Annotated in this window: 13 protein-coding genes; 5 read left to right on the top strand and 8 right to left on the bottom strand. The window is 71.2% G+C overall.

All coding sequences use genetic code 11. From position 1 onward, the window contains the following. Positions 1-24: 24 nt before the first annotated feature. The 5 genes from ACFYNU_RS22565 to ACFYNU_RS22545 all read right to left on the bottom strand — a co-directional run bounded on the left by ACFYNU_RS22565 (position 25) and on the right by ACFYNU_RS22545 (position 5,824). Positions 25-819 (bottom strand): ABC transporter permease, encoded by a 795-nt coding sequence (locus ACFYNU_RS22565; RefSeq protein WP_356593995.1) that lies wholly within the window; start codon positions 817-819, stop codon positions 25-27. Continuing rightward, positions 819-1,763, bottom strand: coding sequence for an ABC transporter permease (locus tag ACFYNU_RS22560; protein ID WP_356593993.1), 945 nt, complete (start codon positions 1,761-1,763; stop codon positions 819-821). Before ACFYNU_RS22560 ends, ACFYNU_RS22565 begins: the two co-directional genes overlap by 1 nt. Beyond that, a complete protein-coding gene (locus tag ACFYNU_RS22555; protein ID WP_356593991.1) occupies positions 1,760-2,926 on the bottom strand; it encodes an ABC transporter ATP-binding protein in 1,167 nt (388 codons plus the stop codon). The genes ACFYNU_RS22560 and ACFYNU_RS22555 overlap by 4 nt, the downstream gene beginning before the upstream one ends. 91 nt (positions 2,927-3,017) lie before the next feature. After that, positions 3,018-4,265 (bottom strand): spermidine/putrescine ABC transporter substrate-binding protein, encoded by a 1,248-nt coding sequence (locus tag ACFYNU_RS22550; protein WP_356593989.1) that lies wholly within the window; start codon positions 4,263-4,265, stop codon positions 3,018-3,020. A 38-nt stretch (positions 4,266-4,303) separates the two neighbouring features. Further along, positions 4,304-5,824, bottom strand: a complete 1,521-nt coding sequence (locus ACFYNU_RS22545) for a gamma-aminobutyraldehyde dehydrogenase (RefSeq protein WP_356593987.1) — start codon at positions 5,822-5,824, stop codon at positions 4,304-4,306. A 225-nt stretch (positions 5,825-6,049) separates the two neighbouring features. Between ACFYNU_RS22545 and ACFYNU_RS22540 the strand changes: the two genes are divergently transcribed. Further along, positions 6,050-6,610 (top strand): NADAR family protein, encoded by a 561-nt coding sequence (locus ACFYNU_RS22540; protein WP_356594040.1) that lies wholly within the window; start codon positions 6,050-6,052, stop codon positions 6,608-6,610. 20 nt (positions 6,611-6,630) lie between these two features. Here the strand turns inward: ACFYNU_RS22540 and ACFYNU_RS22535 are convergent, their stop codons facing one another. Further along, positions 6,631-7,350, bottom strand: coding sequence for a DUF4190 domain-containing protein (locus ACFYNU_RS22535; protein ID WP_356593985.1), 720 nt, complete (start codon positions 7,348-7,350; stop codon positions 6,631-6,633). A gap of 161 nt (positions 7,351-7,511) precedes the next feature. Between ACFYNU_RS22535 and ACFYNU_RS22530 the strand changes: the two genes are divergently transcribed. Both ACFYNU_RS22530 and ACFYNU_RS22525 read left to right on the top strand, forming a co-directional pair. After that, on the top strand, positions 7,512-8,537 hold the full coding sequence (locus ACFYNU_RS22530; protein WP_356593983.1) for an adenosine deaminase: 1,026 nt from the start codon (positions 7,512-7,514) through the stop codon (positions 8,535-8,537). Continuing rightward, positions 8,534-9,259: a glycerophosphodiester phosphodiesterase gene (locus ACFYNU_RS22525; protein ID WP_356593981.1), complete on the top strand. Its 726-nt coding sequence runs from the start codon at positions 8,534-8,536 to the stop codon at positions 9,257-9,259. Before ACFYNU_RS22530 ends, ACFYNU_RS22525 begins: the two co-directional genes overlap by 4 nt. 150 nt (positions 9,260-9,409) lie before the next feature. Here the strand turns inward: ACFYNU_RS22525 and ACFYNU_RS22520 are convergent, their stop codons facing one another. After that, positions 9,410-9,955 (bottom strand): HXXEE domain-containing protein, encoded by a 546-nt coding sequence (locus tag ACFYNU_RS22520; protein ID WP_356593979.1) that lies wholly within the window; start codon positions 9,953-9,955, stop codon positions 9,410-9,412. A gap of 264 nt (positions 9,956-10,219) precedes the next feature. Next, a complete protein-coding gene (locus ACFYNU_RS22515) occupies positions 10,220-10,984 on the bottom strand; it encodes an SDR family oxidoreductase (RefSeq protein WP_356590998.1) in 765 nt (254 codons plus the stop codon). A 148-nt stretch (positions 10,985-11,132) separates the two neighbouring features. Here ACFYNU_RS22515 and ACFYNU_RS22510 point away from each other — a divergent pair, with 148 nt between their 5' ends. Both ACFYNU_RS22510 and ACFYNU_RS22505 read left to right on the top strand, forming a co-directional pair. Further along, positions 11,133-14,408: a BTAD domain-containing putative transcriptional regulator gene (locus ACFYNU_RS22510; RefSeq protein ID WP_356591000.1), complete on the top strand. Its 3,276-nt coding sequence runs from the start codon at positions 11,133-11,135 to the stop codon at positions 14,406-14,408. Between the two features lie 357 nt (positions 14,409-14,765). Further along, positions 14,766-16,256, top strand: a complete 1,491-nt coding sequence (locus ACFYNU_RS22505; RefSeq protein ID WP_356591002.1) for an alpha/beta hydrolase — start codon at positions 14,766-14,768, stop codon at positions 16,254-16,256. Positions 16,257-16,264: the final 8 nt, after the last annotated feature.

Below are 16,264 nucleotides of genomic sequence, written 5' to 3'. Positions count from 1 at the left end.
TCTTCCAACTCCTTCAGGTCCTGCTCAGGGTGTTGCGGCCTTCTTCCGCCGGTCGCTGACCAGCTGGCCGCCGATCACCATCAGTACCGCAATGGCGAACATTGCCGTCCCAATGACGTTGATTTGCACCGGTGTGCCGCGCTGCGCGGAGCCCCAGACGAACATGGGGAAGGTGACGGACGAGCCGGCGTTGAAGTTGGTGATGATGAAGTCGTCGAAGGAGAGCGCGAAGGCGAGCAGAGCGCCCGCCGCGATCCCCGGTGCGGCGATCGGCAGGGTGACCCGTACGAAGGTCTGCACCGGCCCCGCGTAGAGATCTCGCGCCGCCTCCTCCAGCTTCGGATCCATCGACATGACGCGCGCCTTGACGGCCGTCACCACGAAGCTGAGGCAGAACATGATGTGCGCGATGAGGACGGTCCAGAAGCCCAATTCCGCCCCCATGTTCAGGAAGAGAGTCAGCAGCGAGGCGGCCATCACGACCTCGGGCATGGCCATCGGCAGAAAGATCAGCGAGTTGATCGCGCCGCGCGCCCGGAAGCGGTAGCGGACCAGGGCGAAGGCGATCATGGTGCCGAGGACAGTCGCCCCGATCGTCGCCCAGACGGCGATCTGGAACGAGAGCGCCAGCGATCCGCAGAGGTCGGCGACGCCGCACGGGTCCTTCCAGGCGTCCAGCGAGAACGTCTGCCAGGCGTAGTTGAAGCGCCCCTTCGGCTTGTTGAAGGAGAACACCATCACGACGAGGTTCGGCAGGATCATGTACGCGAGCGTGAGCAGGCCCGCGACAACGACCATATTGCGTCGTATCGAGCGCATCAGACCAGGTCCTCCGTCCCTGAACGGCGGATGTAGACGGTGACCACGACCAGCACGACCGCCATGAGGATGAACGAGAGCGCCGCCGCCGTCGGATAGTCGAGCACCCGCAGGAACTGGCTCTGGATCACGCTGCCGACCATCTTGGTGTCGGTCGAGCCGAGCAGTTCCGCGTTGACGTAGTCGCCGCTCGCCGGGATGAAGGTCAGCAACGTGCCGGAGACGATGCCCGGCATGGACAGCGGGACGGTGACCTTGCGGAAGGTCGTCGCCGGCCGCGCGTAGAGGTCCCCGGCCGCCTCGTGCAGCCGGCCGTCGATGCGCTCCAGCGACGTGTAGAGCGGCAGGATCATGAACGGCAGGAAGTTGTACGTGAGGCCGCAGACGACGGCCATGGGCGTGGCCAGGACCCGGTCGTCGGCCGTCCAGCCGAGCCAGCTGGTCACGTCCAGCACCCGGAGGGTGTCCAACGCCCCGACGACGGCGCCGTCGTCCGCGAGGATCGTCTTCCAGGCGAGCGTACGGATCAGGAAGCTGGTGAAGAACGGGGCGATCACCAGGACCAGCAGGAGGTTGCGCCACCGGCCGGCCTTGAAGGCGATGAGGTACGCCAGCGGGTAGCCGAGCAGCAGACACAGGACGGTGGCGGTGCCCGCGTACAGCAGCGAGCGCACGAACTGCGGGTAGTACTCCTGGATCGCGTCCCAGTAGGTCGCGAAGTGCCAGGTGACCTTGAAGCCCTCCTCCAGCGAGCCCGTCTGTACGGAAGTCGACGCCTGGTAGACCATCGGCAGCGCGAAGAAGACCAGCAGCCACAGGATGCCGGGCAGCAGCAGCCAGTACGGGACGAGGCGCTTGCGGCGCGGAACCTTGCGCACCGCCGCCTCGCTGGCGGGCGGTGTCGGTGGGCTCGGTGGCGCCGGGGGTGCTTCCGTCGCGGTCACGCCCCCTCCTCGTCCACCGTCTTGACGCCCGCGTCGATGTCCTGGGCGGCGTCGAGTCCGAAGGTGTGCGCGGGGTTCCAGTGCAGGACCACCTCGGCCCCGGGAACCAGCCGGCCGTCGCGCTCGATGTTCTGCGCGTAGACCTCCAACTCCCCACACACGGGGCTGTCGATGACGTATTGCGTCGACACCCCGATGAAGCTTGAGTCGGCGATGCGCCCGGTGATCCGGTTACGTCCCGCGGGGACTGAACCCGCGTCGTCCACGTGCGCGAGGGAGATCTTCTCGGGGCGTACGCCCACGAGCAGCCTGCTGCCGTCCACGACCTGCGACGGACAACGGTCGGAGGACAGCCGCAGCTTCACACCGGCCGACGTCACCACCACCTCGCCGCCGGTCTTCTCCGCGACGTCCGCCTCGATGAGGTTGGAGGTGCCGAGGAAGTTGGCGACGAAGGTGGTCTGCGGATTCTCGTACAGCTCGGCCGGCGCGCCCAGCTGCTCGACCCGCCCCGCGTTCATGACGGCGACCGTGTCGGCCATCGTCATGGCCTCCTCCTGGTCGTGCGTGACATGGACGAAGGTGATCCCCACCTCCGTCTGGATGCGCTTGAGCTCCAGCTGCATCTGGCGGCGCAGCTTGAGGTCGAGGGCGCCGAGGGGCTCGTCGAGCAGCAGCACCTTCGGATGGTTGATGAGCGCGCGGGCCACGGCGACTCGCTGCTGCTGGCCGCCGGAGAGCTGGTGCGGCTTGCGCTTGGCGAAGTCACCGAGCTGGACGAGGTCGAGCATGTCGCCGACCTGCTTCTTCACCGACTTGATGCCCCGACGGCGCAGGCCGAAGGCGACGTTCTCGTAGATGTCGAGGTGCGGGAAGAGCGCGTAGCTCTGGAAGACGGTGTTGACGGGGCGCTTGTGCGGCGGCAGTCCCGTGACGTCCTTCGTACCGAGGAAGACCGATCCGGTGGTCGGGTCCTCCAGGCCGGCGATCATCCGCAGCGTGGTGGTCTTGCCGCAGCCCGAAGCGCCGAGGAGGGCGAAGAAGGAGCCTTCGGGGACGGTGAGGTCGAGGGGCTTGACGGCGTGGAAGGAGCCGTACGACTTGCTTATCCCGGTGAGGCGGACGTCGTCGCCGCCCCGGTCGGTGGATGCGGTCTCAGTCATGGGTCACGATCCCGGAGGCTTGGGAGGGGAGGAACGGTGCGGACGGGGCCTCTGGACCCCTGTGGCCGACGGCCCGGTGCGGCTCTGCCGGCTAGGCGCCGATGAGCTTGGCGAACTTCTCCTCGTACGCCGTCTCCTCCTCGCCGCTCAGCGAGCGGAAGGCGTGGGACTTCGAGGCCATCTCCGCGTCCGGGAGGATCAGCGGGTTGGACGCCATCGACTCGTCGATCTTCGCGAGCTCCGTACGGACGCCTTCGACGGGGCAGACGTAGTTGATGTACGCCGCGAGCTGCGCGGCCATCGGAAGCTCGTAGTAGTGGTCGATGAGCTTCTCGGCGTTGGTCTTGTGCCGTGCCTTCGCCGGGACCAGGAGGTTGTCGCTGGAGATCATGTAGCCGGATTCCGGGATGGCGAACTGAATATCCGGATTGTCCGCCTGGAGCTGCACGATGTCGCCCGCCCAGGCGATGCACGCGGCGATGTCGCCCTTGCTGAGGTCCGCCGTGTAGTCGTTGCCGGTGAAGCGCCGGATCTGCTTCTTGTCGACGGCCTTCTGTATACGGGCGACGGCGCCGTCGAAGTCGTCGTCGGAGAACGAGGCCGGGTCCTTGCCCATGTCGAGCAGCGTCAGTCCGATGGAGTCGCGCATCTCGGAGAGGAACGACACCCGGCCCTTGAGGTCCGGATCGTCGAGCAGCTGCGAGACGGATTCGATCTTGCGGCCCCCCGTCGCCTTCGTGTTGTAGGCGATGACGGAGGGGATACCGGTCCACGGATACGTGTAGGCGCGCCCCGGGTCCCAGTCCGGCGAGCGGAACTGCTGCGACAGATTCGCGTACGCGTGGGGCAAGTTGGCGGGATCGAGCTTCTGCGCCCAGCCGAGCCGGATGATGCGGGCGGCGAGCCAGTCGGTGACACAGATGAGATCGCGCCCCGTGTCCTGGCCGGCCGCGAGCTGCGGCTGGATCTTGCCGAAGAACTCGACGTTGTCGTTGATGTCCGCCGTGTACTTCACCTGGATCCCGGTGCGCTTCGTGAACGCCTCCAGGGTGGGGTAGCTCTTCTCGTCCTCGCTGACATCCATGTACTCGGTCCAGTTGGAGAAGACGACGCGCTTCTCCTTCGCCGAGTGATCGGTGGACGCGGGGCCGCCGCTCTCCCCCTTCGCGGGCGGAATCCCGCAGGCGCCGAGGCCTGCCACGCCGCCGATCGTGAGCGCCCCGGCGCCGGTGGCGCGCAGCAGCGAACGGCGGCTGAGCGCGCCTCGTCCGTTACTGAGGCTGCGACGCGTCGCGGCTATCTGAGCCGCGGAGAGGCGGTCGGGCTCGTACAGCTCCATGGGCGGTGCCCTTTCGGGTGAGGAGAGGGTGAGGAGAGTTAGAGACGGTCCCCGAAGATTGTGCGGTGCCAGTCCTTCCTGGCGACCGCGGTGTTGTCGTACATCACATGTTTGACCTGTGTGTACTCCTCGAACGAGTACGCCGACATGTCTTTTCCGTAACCACTGGCCTTGTAGCCACCGTGCGGCATCTCGCTGATGATCGGGATGTGGTCGTTGACCCACACACAGCCGGCCTTGATCTCGCGGGTGGCGCGCCCCGTGCGGTACACGTCGCGGCTCCAGACGGACGCGGCGAGGCCGTACGGGGTGTCGTTGGCGAGGCGGATGCCCTCGTCGTCGGAGTCGAAGGGCAGCACGACCAGGACGGGGCCGAAGATCTCCGACTGGACGATCTCGCTGTCCTGGGCGGCGTCCACGACGAGTGTGGGGCGGTAGTACGCGCCGTCGGCGAGGCCCGCACCGTCCGGCGCGGTGCCGCCGGAGACGACGCGGGCGTAGCCCCGTGCCCGGTCGACGATGCCGGCGACCCGGTCACGGTGGGCGTGCGAGATCAGGGGCCCCATGTCCGTCGACGGGGCGAACGGGTCGCCGAGGCGCACCGTCTCCATCAGCGCCGCGACGGCGCTCACGAAGGCGTCGTAAAGAGGACGTTGTACGTAGGCGCGGGTGGCGGCCGTGCAGTCCTGCCCCGTGTTGATGAGCGAACCCGCGACGGCGCCCTGGACGGCCGCCTCCAGGTCGGCGTCGTCGAAGACCAGGAACGGGGCCTTGCCGCCGAGTTCCAGATGCAGCCGCTTGACGGTCGCCGTGGCGATCTCGGCGACGCGCTTGCCGACGGCGGTGGAGCCGGTGAAGGAGGTCATGACGACATCGGGATGGCCCACGAGGCGTTCGCCCGCGTCGGCGCCCGCGCCGTTGACGATGTTGATCACGCCGTCGGGGATGCCCGCCTCCTGCGCCGCCTGGGCGAACATCAGGGAGGTGAACGGCGTCAGTTCGGACGGCTTCAGCACGATCGTGTTGCCCGCCGCGACCGCCGGGAGGATCTTCCAGGCGGCCATCTGAAGCGGATAGTTCCAGGGGGCGATGGAGCCGACCACGCCGATCGGTTCGCGGCGTACGTAGGAGGTGTGATCGCCGCTGTACTCACCCGCCGACGCGCCTTCCAGGTGACGCGCGGCGCCGGCGAAGAAGGCGGCGTTGTCGACGGTGCCCGGAACGTCGAACTCCGTGGACAGCTTGATCGGCTTCCCGCACTGGAGCGACTCGGCCGCCGCGAATTCTTCGGCGCGCTCGGCGAGTACCGCGGCGAAACGGTGCAGTGCGTCGGAACGCTCCCCCGGTGTGGCGCCCGCCCAGCCCGGATACGCGGCCAGCGCGGCGGCCACGGCGGCGTCGACATCCGCCGCCCCCGCCAGTTCGTACGTGAGCAGTTCCTCACCCGTCGCCGGGTCGACCACGGCGTGCGTACGGCCCGAGGTGCCGGGACGCAGCCGCCCGTCGATGAACTGCGCACCGTCCGCGAAGCGGTCCCGTGCGGGGAAGCGGTTGCCCATGGCGCCCTCCGTGTGTCCGGCTGTCGCCGCAGTTGATCCGAAGCCGTGAGTGTTGTTGTTCTGGCCTGAATTGAGTGCCGATACTGACAGAGCACCGGGCGTCCAACAAGTGATTCCGTTGTTGCCTTTTGGTTACGCGACGGAATCGGTTGACCATGTGTCGCTCCATCCCCTTGATCGGCATACGGACTGTCAGTGGTGGCTGGCAGACTCACGTGCATGGGGATGATCACGGTTGCCGAGCTGATCGACCGTACGGACTGCGGCGTGAAGGTCAAGTATCTGCACTTCTGGGGGCACACCCCGCGGCCGGACGGCGTCATCGGCGCGAGCTGTCTCAGCCAGTGGTGGCAGTCGCCCTTCACGGTCGACGGGGTCGAGTACGCGACGGCGGAGCACTGGATGATGGCCGAGAAGGCCCGGCTCTTCGACGACGAGGAGGCCGAGCGGAAGGCTCTGGCCGCGTCGGGCCCGGCGGTTGCCAAGAAGGCCGGACGGCTGGTGCGAGGGTTCGACGAGACCGTGTGGGAGCGCGAGCGGTCCGGCATCGTCGTGGAAGGCAGCGTCCACAAGTTCCGGCAGGACGGCCGGCTGCGCGACTACCTGTTGGGCACCGGTGACCGGGTGCTCGTCGAGGCCAGCCCGATGGACCGGATATGGGGCATCGGACTGGCCGCGGACGACGAACGGGCGCAGGATCCCGCGCGCTGGCGCGGGCTCAATCTGCTGGGCTTCGCTCTCATGGAGGCGAGGGAACGGCTCCGCGCGGAGTCGGCGGGCGCCTGACGCCACGCGGTCCGCGGGGTTCAGCGGTTGGCGTCCACGATGAGCATGGCGGAGTAGCCGTCGGTGCCACTGTCGTAGTCGTAATCGTTGTTGTCCTCGTTGATCGCGTCGGTGATGCCCCACACGATGAGACCGATGAAGACCGCGCCGATGACGATCCCGATGGTGCCCATGATGATCCCGGAGAGGGCCTGACCACTGTTGGTGGCCTCACCGCGCTCGGCACGCTTCCTGCCGACGACGCCGAAGATCACGGCGAGGATGCCCAGCACGATGCCGACCACGCCGTACAGGCAGAACAGACAGATCGAGAGAATGCCGAGCGTCATCGCGGCGACGCCCATGCCGTTCGCCGGGCTGGGCTGCCAGCCGGTCTGCCCGTATCCCGGATAGCCGGGGTAGCCCGGATATCCGGGATAGGACGAGCCGGGATACGGGGGGCCGCTGGGCGCGCCCGGGTAGCCGTACGGACCGGAGGTCGACGGGGCCGGTCCCCCGGGGGCTATGGGCGGTGGGGGTACGGCTCCGGGAGCCGGCCCGGCACCGGCGGTGCCCGGTCCCGGCCCCACGCCGGGCATGGCTGTGACCGTCGGCTGGTCGTAGACGGGCCGGACCGGCGGCTGGTCCTGGACGGGCCCCGGCGTCTGCGCCGGCTTGTCCAGCGGCACCCCGCGCTCCGGCGGTGCCCAGGGATCGTTCGGCTCGTGGGCGCCCGGCGGCCGCGCGCTGCTGTCTGACATGGTCCTCCCCCATCGTGATTCCGTCATGCTAAGGCCTCTGCCGAACCGGGTTTCCGCCCCGCCTACGATGATCCCTGTCCGACAAAGCCCTGGGCAGGGGGACGTCCTGCCCGGCGGACGGCGACACCTTTTCCGCCGCCGCTCAGTACGCGGAGGACCCGATGACCGACCTTCATCCCTTCATCGCAGGGCTGCCCAAGGCCGAGCTGCATGTCCATCACGTCGGCTCGGCCTCGCCCCGTATCGTGTCCGAACTGGCCGCCAGGCACCCCGGCTCCAAGGTGCCGGCCGACCCCGAGGCGCTGGCCGACTACTTCGACTTCACCGACTTCGCGCACTTCATCGACGTCTACCTCTCCGTCGTGGATCTGCTGCGCACCCCGGAGGACGTCCGGCTGCTGACGTTCGAGATCGCCCGCGACATGGCCCGGCAGAACATCCGCTACGCCGAGCTGACGATCACTCCCTTCAGCTCGACCCGGCGCGGCATCCCCGAAGAGGCCTTCATGGAGGCGATCGAGGACGCCCGCAAGTCGGCCGAGGCGGAGTTCGGGGTCGTACTGCGGTGGTGCTTCGACATTCCCGGCGAAGCCGGTCTGGAGGCCGCGGACGAGACCTTGCGGCTCGCCGTCGACGTCCGGCCCGAGGGACTGGTGTCGTTCGGTCTCGGTGGGCCCGAGATCGGCGTACCCCGGCCGCAGTTCAAGCCCCACTTCGACCGGGCCGTCGCGGAGGGGCTGCATTCCGTGCCGCACGCGGGCGAGACGACGGGGCCCGGCACCGTGTGGGACGCGCTGAAGGAGCTGCGCGCCGAACGGATCGGACATGGCATCAGCTCCGCCCAGGACGCGGAGTTGATGGCGTATCTCGCCGAGAACCGCATCCCTCTGGAGGTCTGCCCCACCTCCAACATCGCCACGCGGGCGGTCACCGACATCGAGCTGCACCCGATCAGGACGCTCGTGTCGGCGGGTGTGCTCGTGACGGTGAACAGCGATGACCCGCCGATGTTCGGCACCGATCTCAACAACGAGTACGCGGTGGCCGCGCGGCTGCTGGAGTTGGACGAGCAGGGGGTGGCGGGGCTGGCCAAGGGCGCCGTCGAGGCGTCGTTCCTCGACCGGGCGGGCAAGGACCGGCTGAGCGGCGAGATCGACACGTACACGGCCCAGTGGCTCGCCAAGTGACGGCCCTACGGGGCGCCGTCGTGGCCGTGGGGCACCGCGGCGATCCGTACCGCGTCCGCGAGAACACCCTGCCGTCGGTGCGCTCCGCCCTGGAACGGGGCGCCGACGCCGTGGAGATCGACGTACGCGTCACCCGCGACGGGATGCCGGTCCTCCTCCACGACTCCTCGTTGGGGCGGCTCTGGGGGCATGACCGCCAGGTCGCGAAGGTCGCCCACGACGAACTGAGCGCCTTGACAGAGGGCGGCGTGCCGACGCTCCAGGAGGTGCTGCTGGCGCCGGGGCCGCTGACGGACGCGCGCCTCATGGTCGACCTGCCCGACGCCACAACGGAGTCGGTGCGCACGGTGGTCGCGACCGTGCGCGAGTGCGGCGCGGCGGAGCGGGTGTACTACTGCGCGGGCGCCGACGCGATGCTCGCCGTACGCGCGGCCGATCCGGCCGCCGAAATCGCCATGACGTGGCAGTCGTTGGCCCCGCCGCGCCCCGCGCTGCTCGAAGCGGTACGGCCCCGCTGGCTCAACTACCGCTTCGGTCTGGTGAGTCGGGAGCTGACGGAGCGGGTCCACCGGGACGGGCTGCTGGTCTCCGCCTGGACGGTGGACACCGGACGGAGCATGCGACGCCTGGTCGGTGCAGGGGTCGACTCGATCACCACCAACCGCATCGACGTGCTGGCGAATCTGCTCCGCACCGGCCGGCCGGACGAACCGAAGGCATAGGGAAGGCGGGGCGGGCCGAGCCGGGTCTGTACGGGGCGGAGCGAGCCCGTGCGGGGCGGCGGGGCGCTGCGCAGATGCGACGGGGCCGGGCTTCCGCCACCGCCGACGGCCCGAGGGTCCCGCCCCAACCGCCATGTACGGGGCCGGAGTTCAGCGCCCTCCGACGACCCCGCGTGCGACGGCGTGCGAGACGGCGGTGGCACCCGCGGCGATGGCCAGCCCCATCGCGACGTCACGTGCCCGCGCCGGCTTCAACACACCGGCCTTACGCAGTCGGCCCCGCGCCCACAGCGCGAACGGCACGACGACGAGCGGCGACGTGACGGACCCGGGGGTGTATCCACGTACGACGGCGGCCTGCGCGAGATGCACCAGTCCGTGCAGCCCGAACCCGTCCAGCGCTCCCTGGTAGAAGCCGGAGCGGCCCCCCGTACGGTGCCCCGCGACGGCGGCGGAACCGACGAACGTGGCCATCACCCCGACGGCCACCGCGAACTCACGGAGTTCGACGGCCGCCATGGCACCCCACACCGGCTCCGGCACGCCGGGGAACCGCTCACGCAGGGACGGCAGATTCTCACTGATCCAGCGGGGGCCGGTGGCCAGTTCCTCGGCATCGTGCAGCACCCAGGCAGCCAGCAGCCCCAGCGTCACGGCGGGGCCCACCCGGTCGCCGCTCAGGTGTATGTCCGTCATGTCTCCGATCCTCTCAGAGGCGCACCACGACGGACGGGGCGGGGGGGGGGGGGGGGGGGGGGGGGGGGGGGGGGGGCGCGCCCGGGGGGGGGGGGGGGGCGCCGGCCGCGGGGGGGGGGGGGGGGGGCGCCCGCCGGCGGCGCCCCCCCCCCCCCCCCCCCCCCCCCCCCCCCCCCCCCCCCCCCCCCCCCCCCCACCCCCCCCCCCCCCCCCCCCCCCCCGCCGGGGGGGGGCCCCCCCGGGCCCCGGGGTGTGTCCGGAAAGTCAGCTTTCCGGTGTGGCGATCTGCTTGCCGAGTCCGCCGTCGACCGACATCTTCAGTCCGGTCGTGAAGGTCGCCTCCGTCGCGAGGAACAGCGCCGCTCTCGCCACCTCGTCCGAGGTGCCGTGCCTCTTCATGGGCGTCAGCTCGTCGCCCTTGCGCTGGAACGCCTCGACCACCTCGGCCGGCAGCCCCTGGATCCCGGCGCCCGGGGTGTCGATGTAGCCGGGTGCCACGGCGTTGACGCGGATGCCGCGCGACACCAGTTCGGCGGCCAGCGTCTGCGCGAACGACCACAGGGCCGCCTTGGTGGCGGCGTAGACGCCCATGCCCGGGGTGCCCGTGCCGTCGACGACGGAGGTGGTGAAGACGATCGAGCCGCCCTCGTTGAGCAGCGGCATCAGCCGCTGCACGGTGAAGAACGCGCCCTTCGTGTTGACGGCGAACAGCGCGTCGTAGTCCTCCTCCGTGGCCTCCTCGATCGTCCCCAGCCGCGCGATGCCCGCGTTGACGAAGAGGTGGTCGACCCGGCCCAGCTTCTCGGCGACCAGGTCGCCGAGCGCCGCGACGGCGGTGAGGTCGGCGATGTCCGAGCTGACGATGTGGGCCGACGGGCCCAGCTCGTTCCGCGCGTCCTTGAGATTCACCGGGTTGCGCCCGGTGAGCAGGACTTCCGCGCCGCCCTCGACCAGGCGTTTCGCCATGGCCAGACCCATGCCCATCGAACCGCCGATGACGACTGCCTTCAGCCCCTTGTACGTACTCATGTCCGTCCCGCTCCCTGTGCTCGTGGCCGGTGTTGGCGCAAGCCAGGCTGCGCGCGGGCGCTGATGATCCGCTGACGGTCGGCTGCGGGTGGGGAGTACGGGGACGGCTGCGGGTGGGGGGTACGGGGCAGGTAGGTACGGTTCAGGCATGCGGTTCGGAGTACTCGGTCCACTGACCGTGCACAGCGGGGACGGCTCCGTCGTACGGGTGCCCGAGGCCAAGGTCCGCGCCCTGCTCGCCAACCTCCTCACCCACGAGGGCCGACCGGTCCCGCCCGACCGGCTCGTCGACGACCTGTGGGGCGCCGAGCCGCCGGGCAAGCCCGCGAACGCCCTCCAGGGGAAGGTCTCCCAGCTGCGCCGCGCGATCGGCCGCGACCGGGTGGTGCTCGGGCCCGCCGGATACGCGCTCGATCTGACCGGTGCCGAGGTGGACGCGGACCGCTTCCGGGAGCTGCTGGTACGGGCCCGGTCCGCCGTCACCGCGCGGACGCGCGTCGACCTCCTTGACGAGGCGCTGGGGCTGTGGCGCGGGGCGGCGTACGCGGACTTCCGGGACGAGTCCTTCGTACGTACGGCGGTACGGCGGCTGGCGGAGCAGCGGCTCACTGCCCTGGAGGAGCAGGCCCAGGCCCGGCTCGACCTGGGCGAACACACCCAGGTGGCGGAGGAGTTGACGGCACTGGCCGCCCGGCACCCGCTGCGTGAACGGCTGCGCCTCCTACAGATGCGGGCGCTCTACCGGGCCGGGCGGCAGGGTGAGGCGCTGGAGTCGTACGCGGAGCTTCGGGCGCTGCTGGCGGAGGAGCTGGGCGCCGATCCCGGACCGGAGGTCAGCGCGCTGCACACGGCGATCCTGCGCCAGGACCCGTCGCTGAACGCGAGCACACCTCCCGTACCGCCGCCCTCCGTACCGCCGCCGTCCGTATCACTGCCCTCCGTACCGCCCCTGGGTCCGCCCCTGACTTCTCTCGTCGGCCGCGACGACGCCGTGCACGAGGTCGGCCGGCTGCTCTCCACCGCCCGGCTCGTGACCCTCGTCGGCGCGGGCGGCGTCGGAAAGACCCGGCTGGCGCTGGCGGCGGCGGGCCGTCTCGTCGACACGTGCGCGAGCGACTTCCCGGACGGTGTACGGCTGGTGGAGCTGGCGGGCGTGGGCGCCGACGACCTCGCGGGGGCGGTCGCGGCGGCGCTCGGTCTGCGGGACGACGCGGCGGCGGCCACGACCGCCGGGGACCGCGTCGCGGCAGCGCTGCGGGAGCGCCGAACGCTCCTGGTGCTCGACAACTGCGAGCACGTGGTCGAGCCGGCCGCCCGCCTCGCCGAACGGCTCCTGCGCGCGTGCCCCGGTCTGCGCGTACTCGCGACCAGCCAGGAACCGCTCGGGGTCTCCGGCGAGACGATTCTCCCGGTCGAACCGCTCCAACAGGCGGACGCGGTGCGGCTGTTCATGGACCGCGCCACGGCCGCCGACCCCGGCTTCACGGTGGCCGACGCCGAAACCGAAGCGGTCGTCGGGGCCGTCTGCCGCCGCCTCGACGGCATCCCGCTCGCACTGGAACTGGCCGCCACCCGCGTACGCGCACTCGGCGTCCACGCGCTGGCGGCCCGGCTGGACGACCGCTTCCGCGTGCTCACGGCGGGCCGTCGCGGCGCGCCCGCGCGCCAGCAGACCCTGCGGGCGGTGATCGACTGGAGCTGGGAGCTGCTGACCGCCCCCGAACGCATCGTCCTGCGCCGTCTCGCCGCGCACTCCGACGGCTGCGCGCTCGAAGCGGCCGAGGCGGTGTGCGCGGGCGAGGGCGTGGCGCGCGAAGAGGTGCTGGACCTGCTGGCGCGTCTGGTGGACCGTTCGCTGGTGGTACGGGTGGAGGGGCCGGCCGGCCCGCGCTACCGGCTGCTGGAGTCCGTCGCCGCGTACGCCGCCGAACGGCTCCACGAGATGGCCGACCTCACCGCCGTACGCGGCCGGCACCTCCGGTACTACCTGCGGCTGGCCGAGGAGACCGGGCCCCGCCTGCGCGGTCCGGAGCAGCGGGGGCAGATGGCGCTTCTGCGGGCGGAGACGGCGAATCTGCGCACGGCGCTGACGACGGCGACGGGAACGGGGACGGGGACGGGGACAGCGACCGATGCCAGGGCGGACGCGCTGCGCCTCGTCACGTCCGTGTCCTGGTACTGGCTCCTCGGCGGCCATCTCCACGAGGCCCGCCGCGCCCTCGAATCGGCACTCGCCGACCCATCGCCGCACCCGTCCCTCGCCTCCCTCCACGCCGAGGCCCGCGCCCTCCACACCGCCTTCGGCCTGCTCGGCGGCGCGCCCGTCACCCCCGCCACCCCGGAGGCGATGGCGCGCGACCACGCGGCCGTCGAATCGCCTCGCCGACGCGCGTCGGCGCGGTGGCTCGGGGCGTACGGCCTGTTCAACGCCGGGGCCGTCGTCGCCGCGGACGAACTCAACACCCTTGCCCTGCATGGCTTCGAGGCCCTGGGCGACCGGTGGGGCATCGCCGCGTCCCTGGGGCGGCGGGCCGTGCACGCCTCCATCCGGGGCGAGTTGGCCGTGGTGCGCGACGCCGGCGGACGCAGTGCGCGGATCTTCCGCGAACTCGGCGACCCCTGGGGCGAGTTGCAGTCGGTCATGCCGCTGGCCGGCCTTGCCGCGATCGACGGTGACTACGCGGAGGCGGCCCGTGTCCACCACGAAGGGCTGCGGATCGCCGAGGAGTTGGAGCTGCACACGGAGGTCTCCTCCCGGCTCTCCGGCCTCGGCCGGCTCGCCCTCCTGACGGGCGAGCCGGACCGGGCGCGGGAGTTGCACGAGCGGGCCCGCCGGGTGGCGGCCGAACAGGGGTACCGGTTCGGTGAGATCCACGCGGAGATCGGCCTCGCCCTCGGCGCCCGTCGCACGGGTGACCTGGACGGGGCCCAGGCACGTCTCGTACGCGTCCGTGACTGGTACGCGGAGGTGTCCACCGGGGCCGGCAACGCGCTCGTCCTCGCCGAACTCGGCTTCGTCGCCGAGCAGCGCGGCGACGCGGCCACGGCCCTGGCCACCCACCTGGCCGGCCTCACGGCGGCCCGCGCGACCGGCAACCTGCGCGCAGTCGCGCTCGCGCTGGAGGGCCTGGCCGGTGCCCGGACCCTCGCGGGCCGCCCCGGATCGGCGGCCCTGCTGCTGGGCGCGGCGACGGCGGCCAGAGCGCGGACGGGGGCGCCGCTCCCCCGGGCCGAGAGCGCCGACGTCGACCGCATCACGCGCGCGGCCCGAACCGCCCTGGGCGCGGGCGCGTTCGACGAGGCGTTCACCCGGGGCACGACGCTGACCCCGGACGAGGCGCTCGCCGCAGACGAGACGCTCGCCCCGGACGAGGCGCTCGCCCCGGACGAGGCGCTCAGCGCGGACGAGGCCCCTCCCGCGTAACGCCGGGCACCCGCGCGCTGCGATCCACGGGCTGCGATCCGCGCGGCGCGATCCACGCGCCTCACGCCCGCGCGCTGCGATCCACGGGGTGCGATCCACGGGCTGCGGTCCATGCGCCTCACGCCCGCGCGGTGCGGTCCACGCGCCTCACGTCCGCACGCTGCGGTCCACGAGGTGCGCTCCACGAGCCGCGCTCCACAAGGTGCGATAACGCATGGCGAATCGATGACGAATGTCACCACCCACGCGCCGCCCCCGGCAGAAGACTTGAACTCGCCGCGCACGAGCGGCCGGTGGCAAGGCCTTGCCCGGCCCGAGAGTGCGGCGCCCCCCACGCTCCCCTCAGGAGGACATCAGATGCGCAGAACTCTGTCCCTCACCCTCGCCGCCGTGGCGGTGGCCGCCACCACGACCGCGATTCCCGGAGCGTCGGCGGCGGCGCAGGAGACCGTACGAAAGCCCGGCACCGTAGGGACGCCGGACCCCGTGCGCTGGGGCCCGTGCCCGGAGAAGAAGGCCGCTCCCGGTCTTGAGTGCGCGACGCTCGAAGTCCCGCTGGACTACCGCGATCCGGACGGCCGGCAGATCGACATCGCGCTCTCGCGGCTGGCGAGCACCGACCCGTCGAAGCGCCGTGGCGTCATGCTCACCAACCCGGGCGGCCCCGGCGGCTCTGGACTCAGCTTCCCCGCCGATCTCGCCGCCTCGGGACTCCCGAAGGCGGTACTGGACTCGTACGACCTGATCGGTTTCGACCCGCGTGGTGTCGGCCGGAGCACCCGGGTGAGCTGCGACCTGACGCCGGAACAGCAGGCGCGCGGCAACTTCCCGCCGTACGCGCACACCCCCGCCGATGTCGCCCGGGAGGCGCCGAACGCGCGGACCGTCGCCGAGCAGTGCGCGGCGTCGAAGACATCGTGGATGCTGCCGCACACCACCACCGCGAACACCGCGCGCGACATGGACCGGATACGGGCGGCGCTGGGTGAGCCGAAGCTCTCGTATCTCGGCATGTCGTACGGGACCTATCTCGGCGCCGTGTACACGACGTTGTTCCCGAAGCGCGGTGATCGCATCGTGCTCGACAGCAATCTGGGCCCCGGGGGTTACGACATCACGGCCATGCGGATGTTCGCGCGTGGGCTGGAGGACCGTTTCCCCGACTTCGCGGCGTTCGCCGTCGCGCACCCCGAGTACGACCTGGGCAGCACGCCGGAGCAGGTGAAGGCGAAGTTCCACGAACTCGCCGCGCGGCTGGACACGAAGCCGGTCCACGGCATCGACGGGACGCTGTTCCGCGGGATGACGTTCAGCTACCTCTACTCCGACGCGACCTTGCCTCTGCTGGCCATGAGCTGGCAGGCGCTCGAGAACGGCCGGCCGGTGCCCGAGGCGCCGTCGCCCGGGGACGTGGAGAATCTGATGGCCAGCCGCTTCCAGGTGGTCTGCGGCGACACGCGCTGGCCGGGGAAGGTCCGGGACTATCAGCGCAACGTCGCGATCGACCGGCTGCGGTACCCGATGCTGGGCGGGTCCACGGCGAGCATCAACCCGTGCGCGTTCTGGCCCGGCGATCGGGTCGAGCCGCCGGTGCGGATCGGTGACCGGGGCCCGTCGAACGTCCTCATGATGCAGAACGAGCGCGACCCGGGCACCCCGCTGGCCGGCGCGGTGAAGCTGCGGCGGGCGCTCGGGCAGCGGGCCGTGATGGTGACGGCCGACGCGGGCGGGCACGGTGTCTATCTCTTCACCGGCAACAAGTGCGCGGACGACGCGGCGACCACCTTCCTGACCACCGGACAGCGCCCCGCGCGCGATCTCGCCTGCGCGGCCGAGCCGAAAGAGTAGAGGAGCGC

Source organism: Streptomyces sp. NPDC006643, assembly GCF_042870175.1.
In the GTDB taxonomy this organism is placed as follows: domain Bacteria; phylum Actinomycetota; class Actinomycetes; order Streptomycetales; family Streptomycetaceae; genus Streptomyces.
This window is presented reverse-complemented; position numbering and strand designations above follow the sequence as displayed.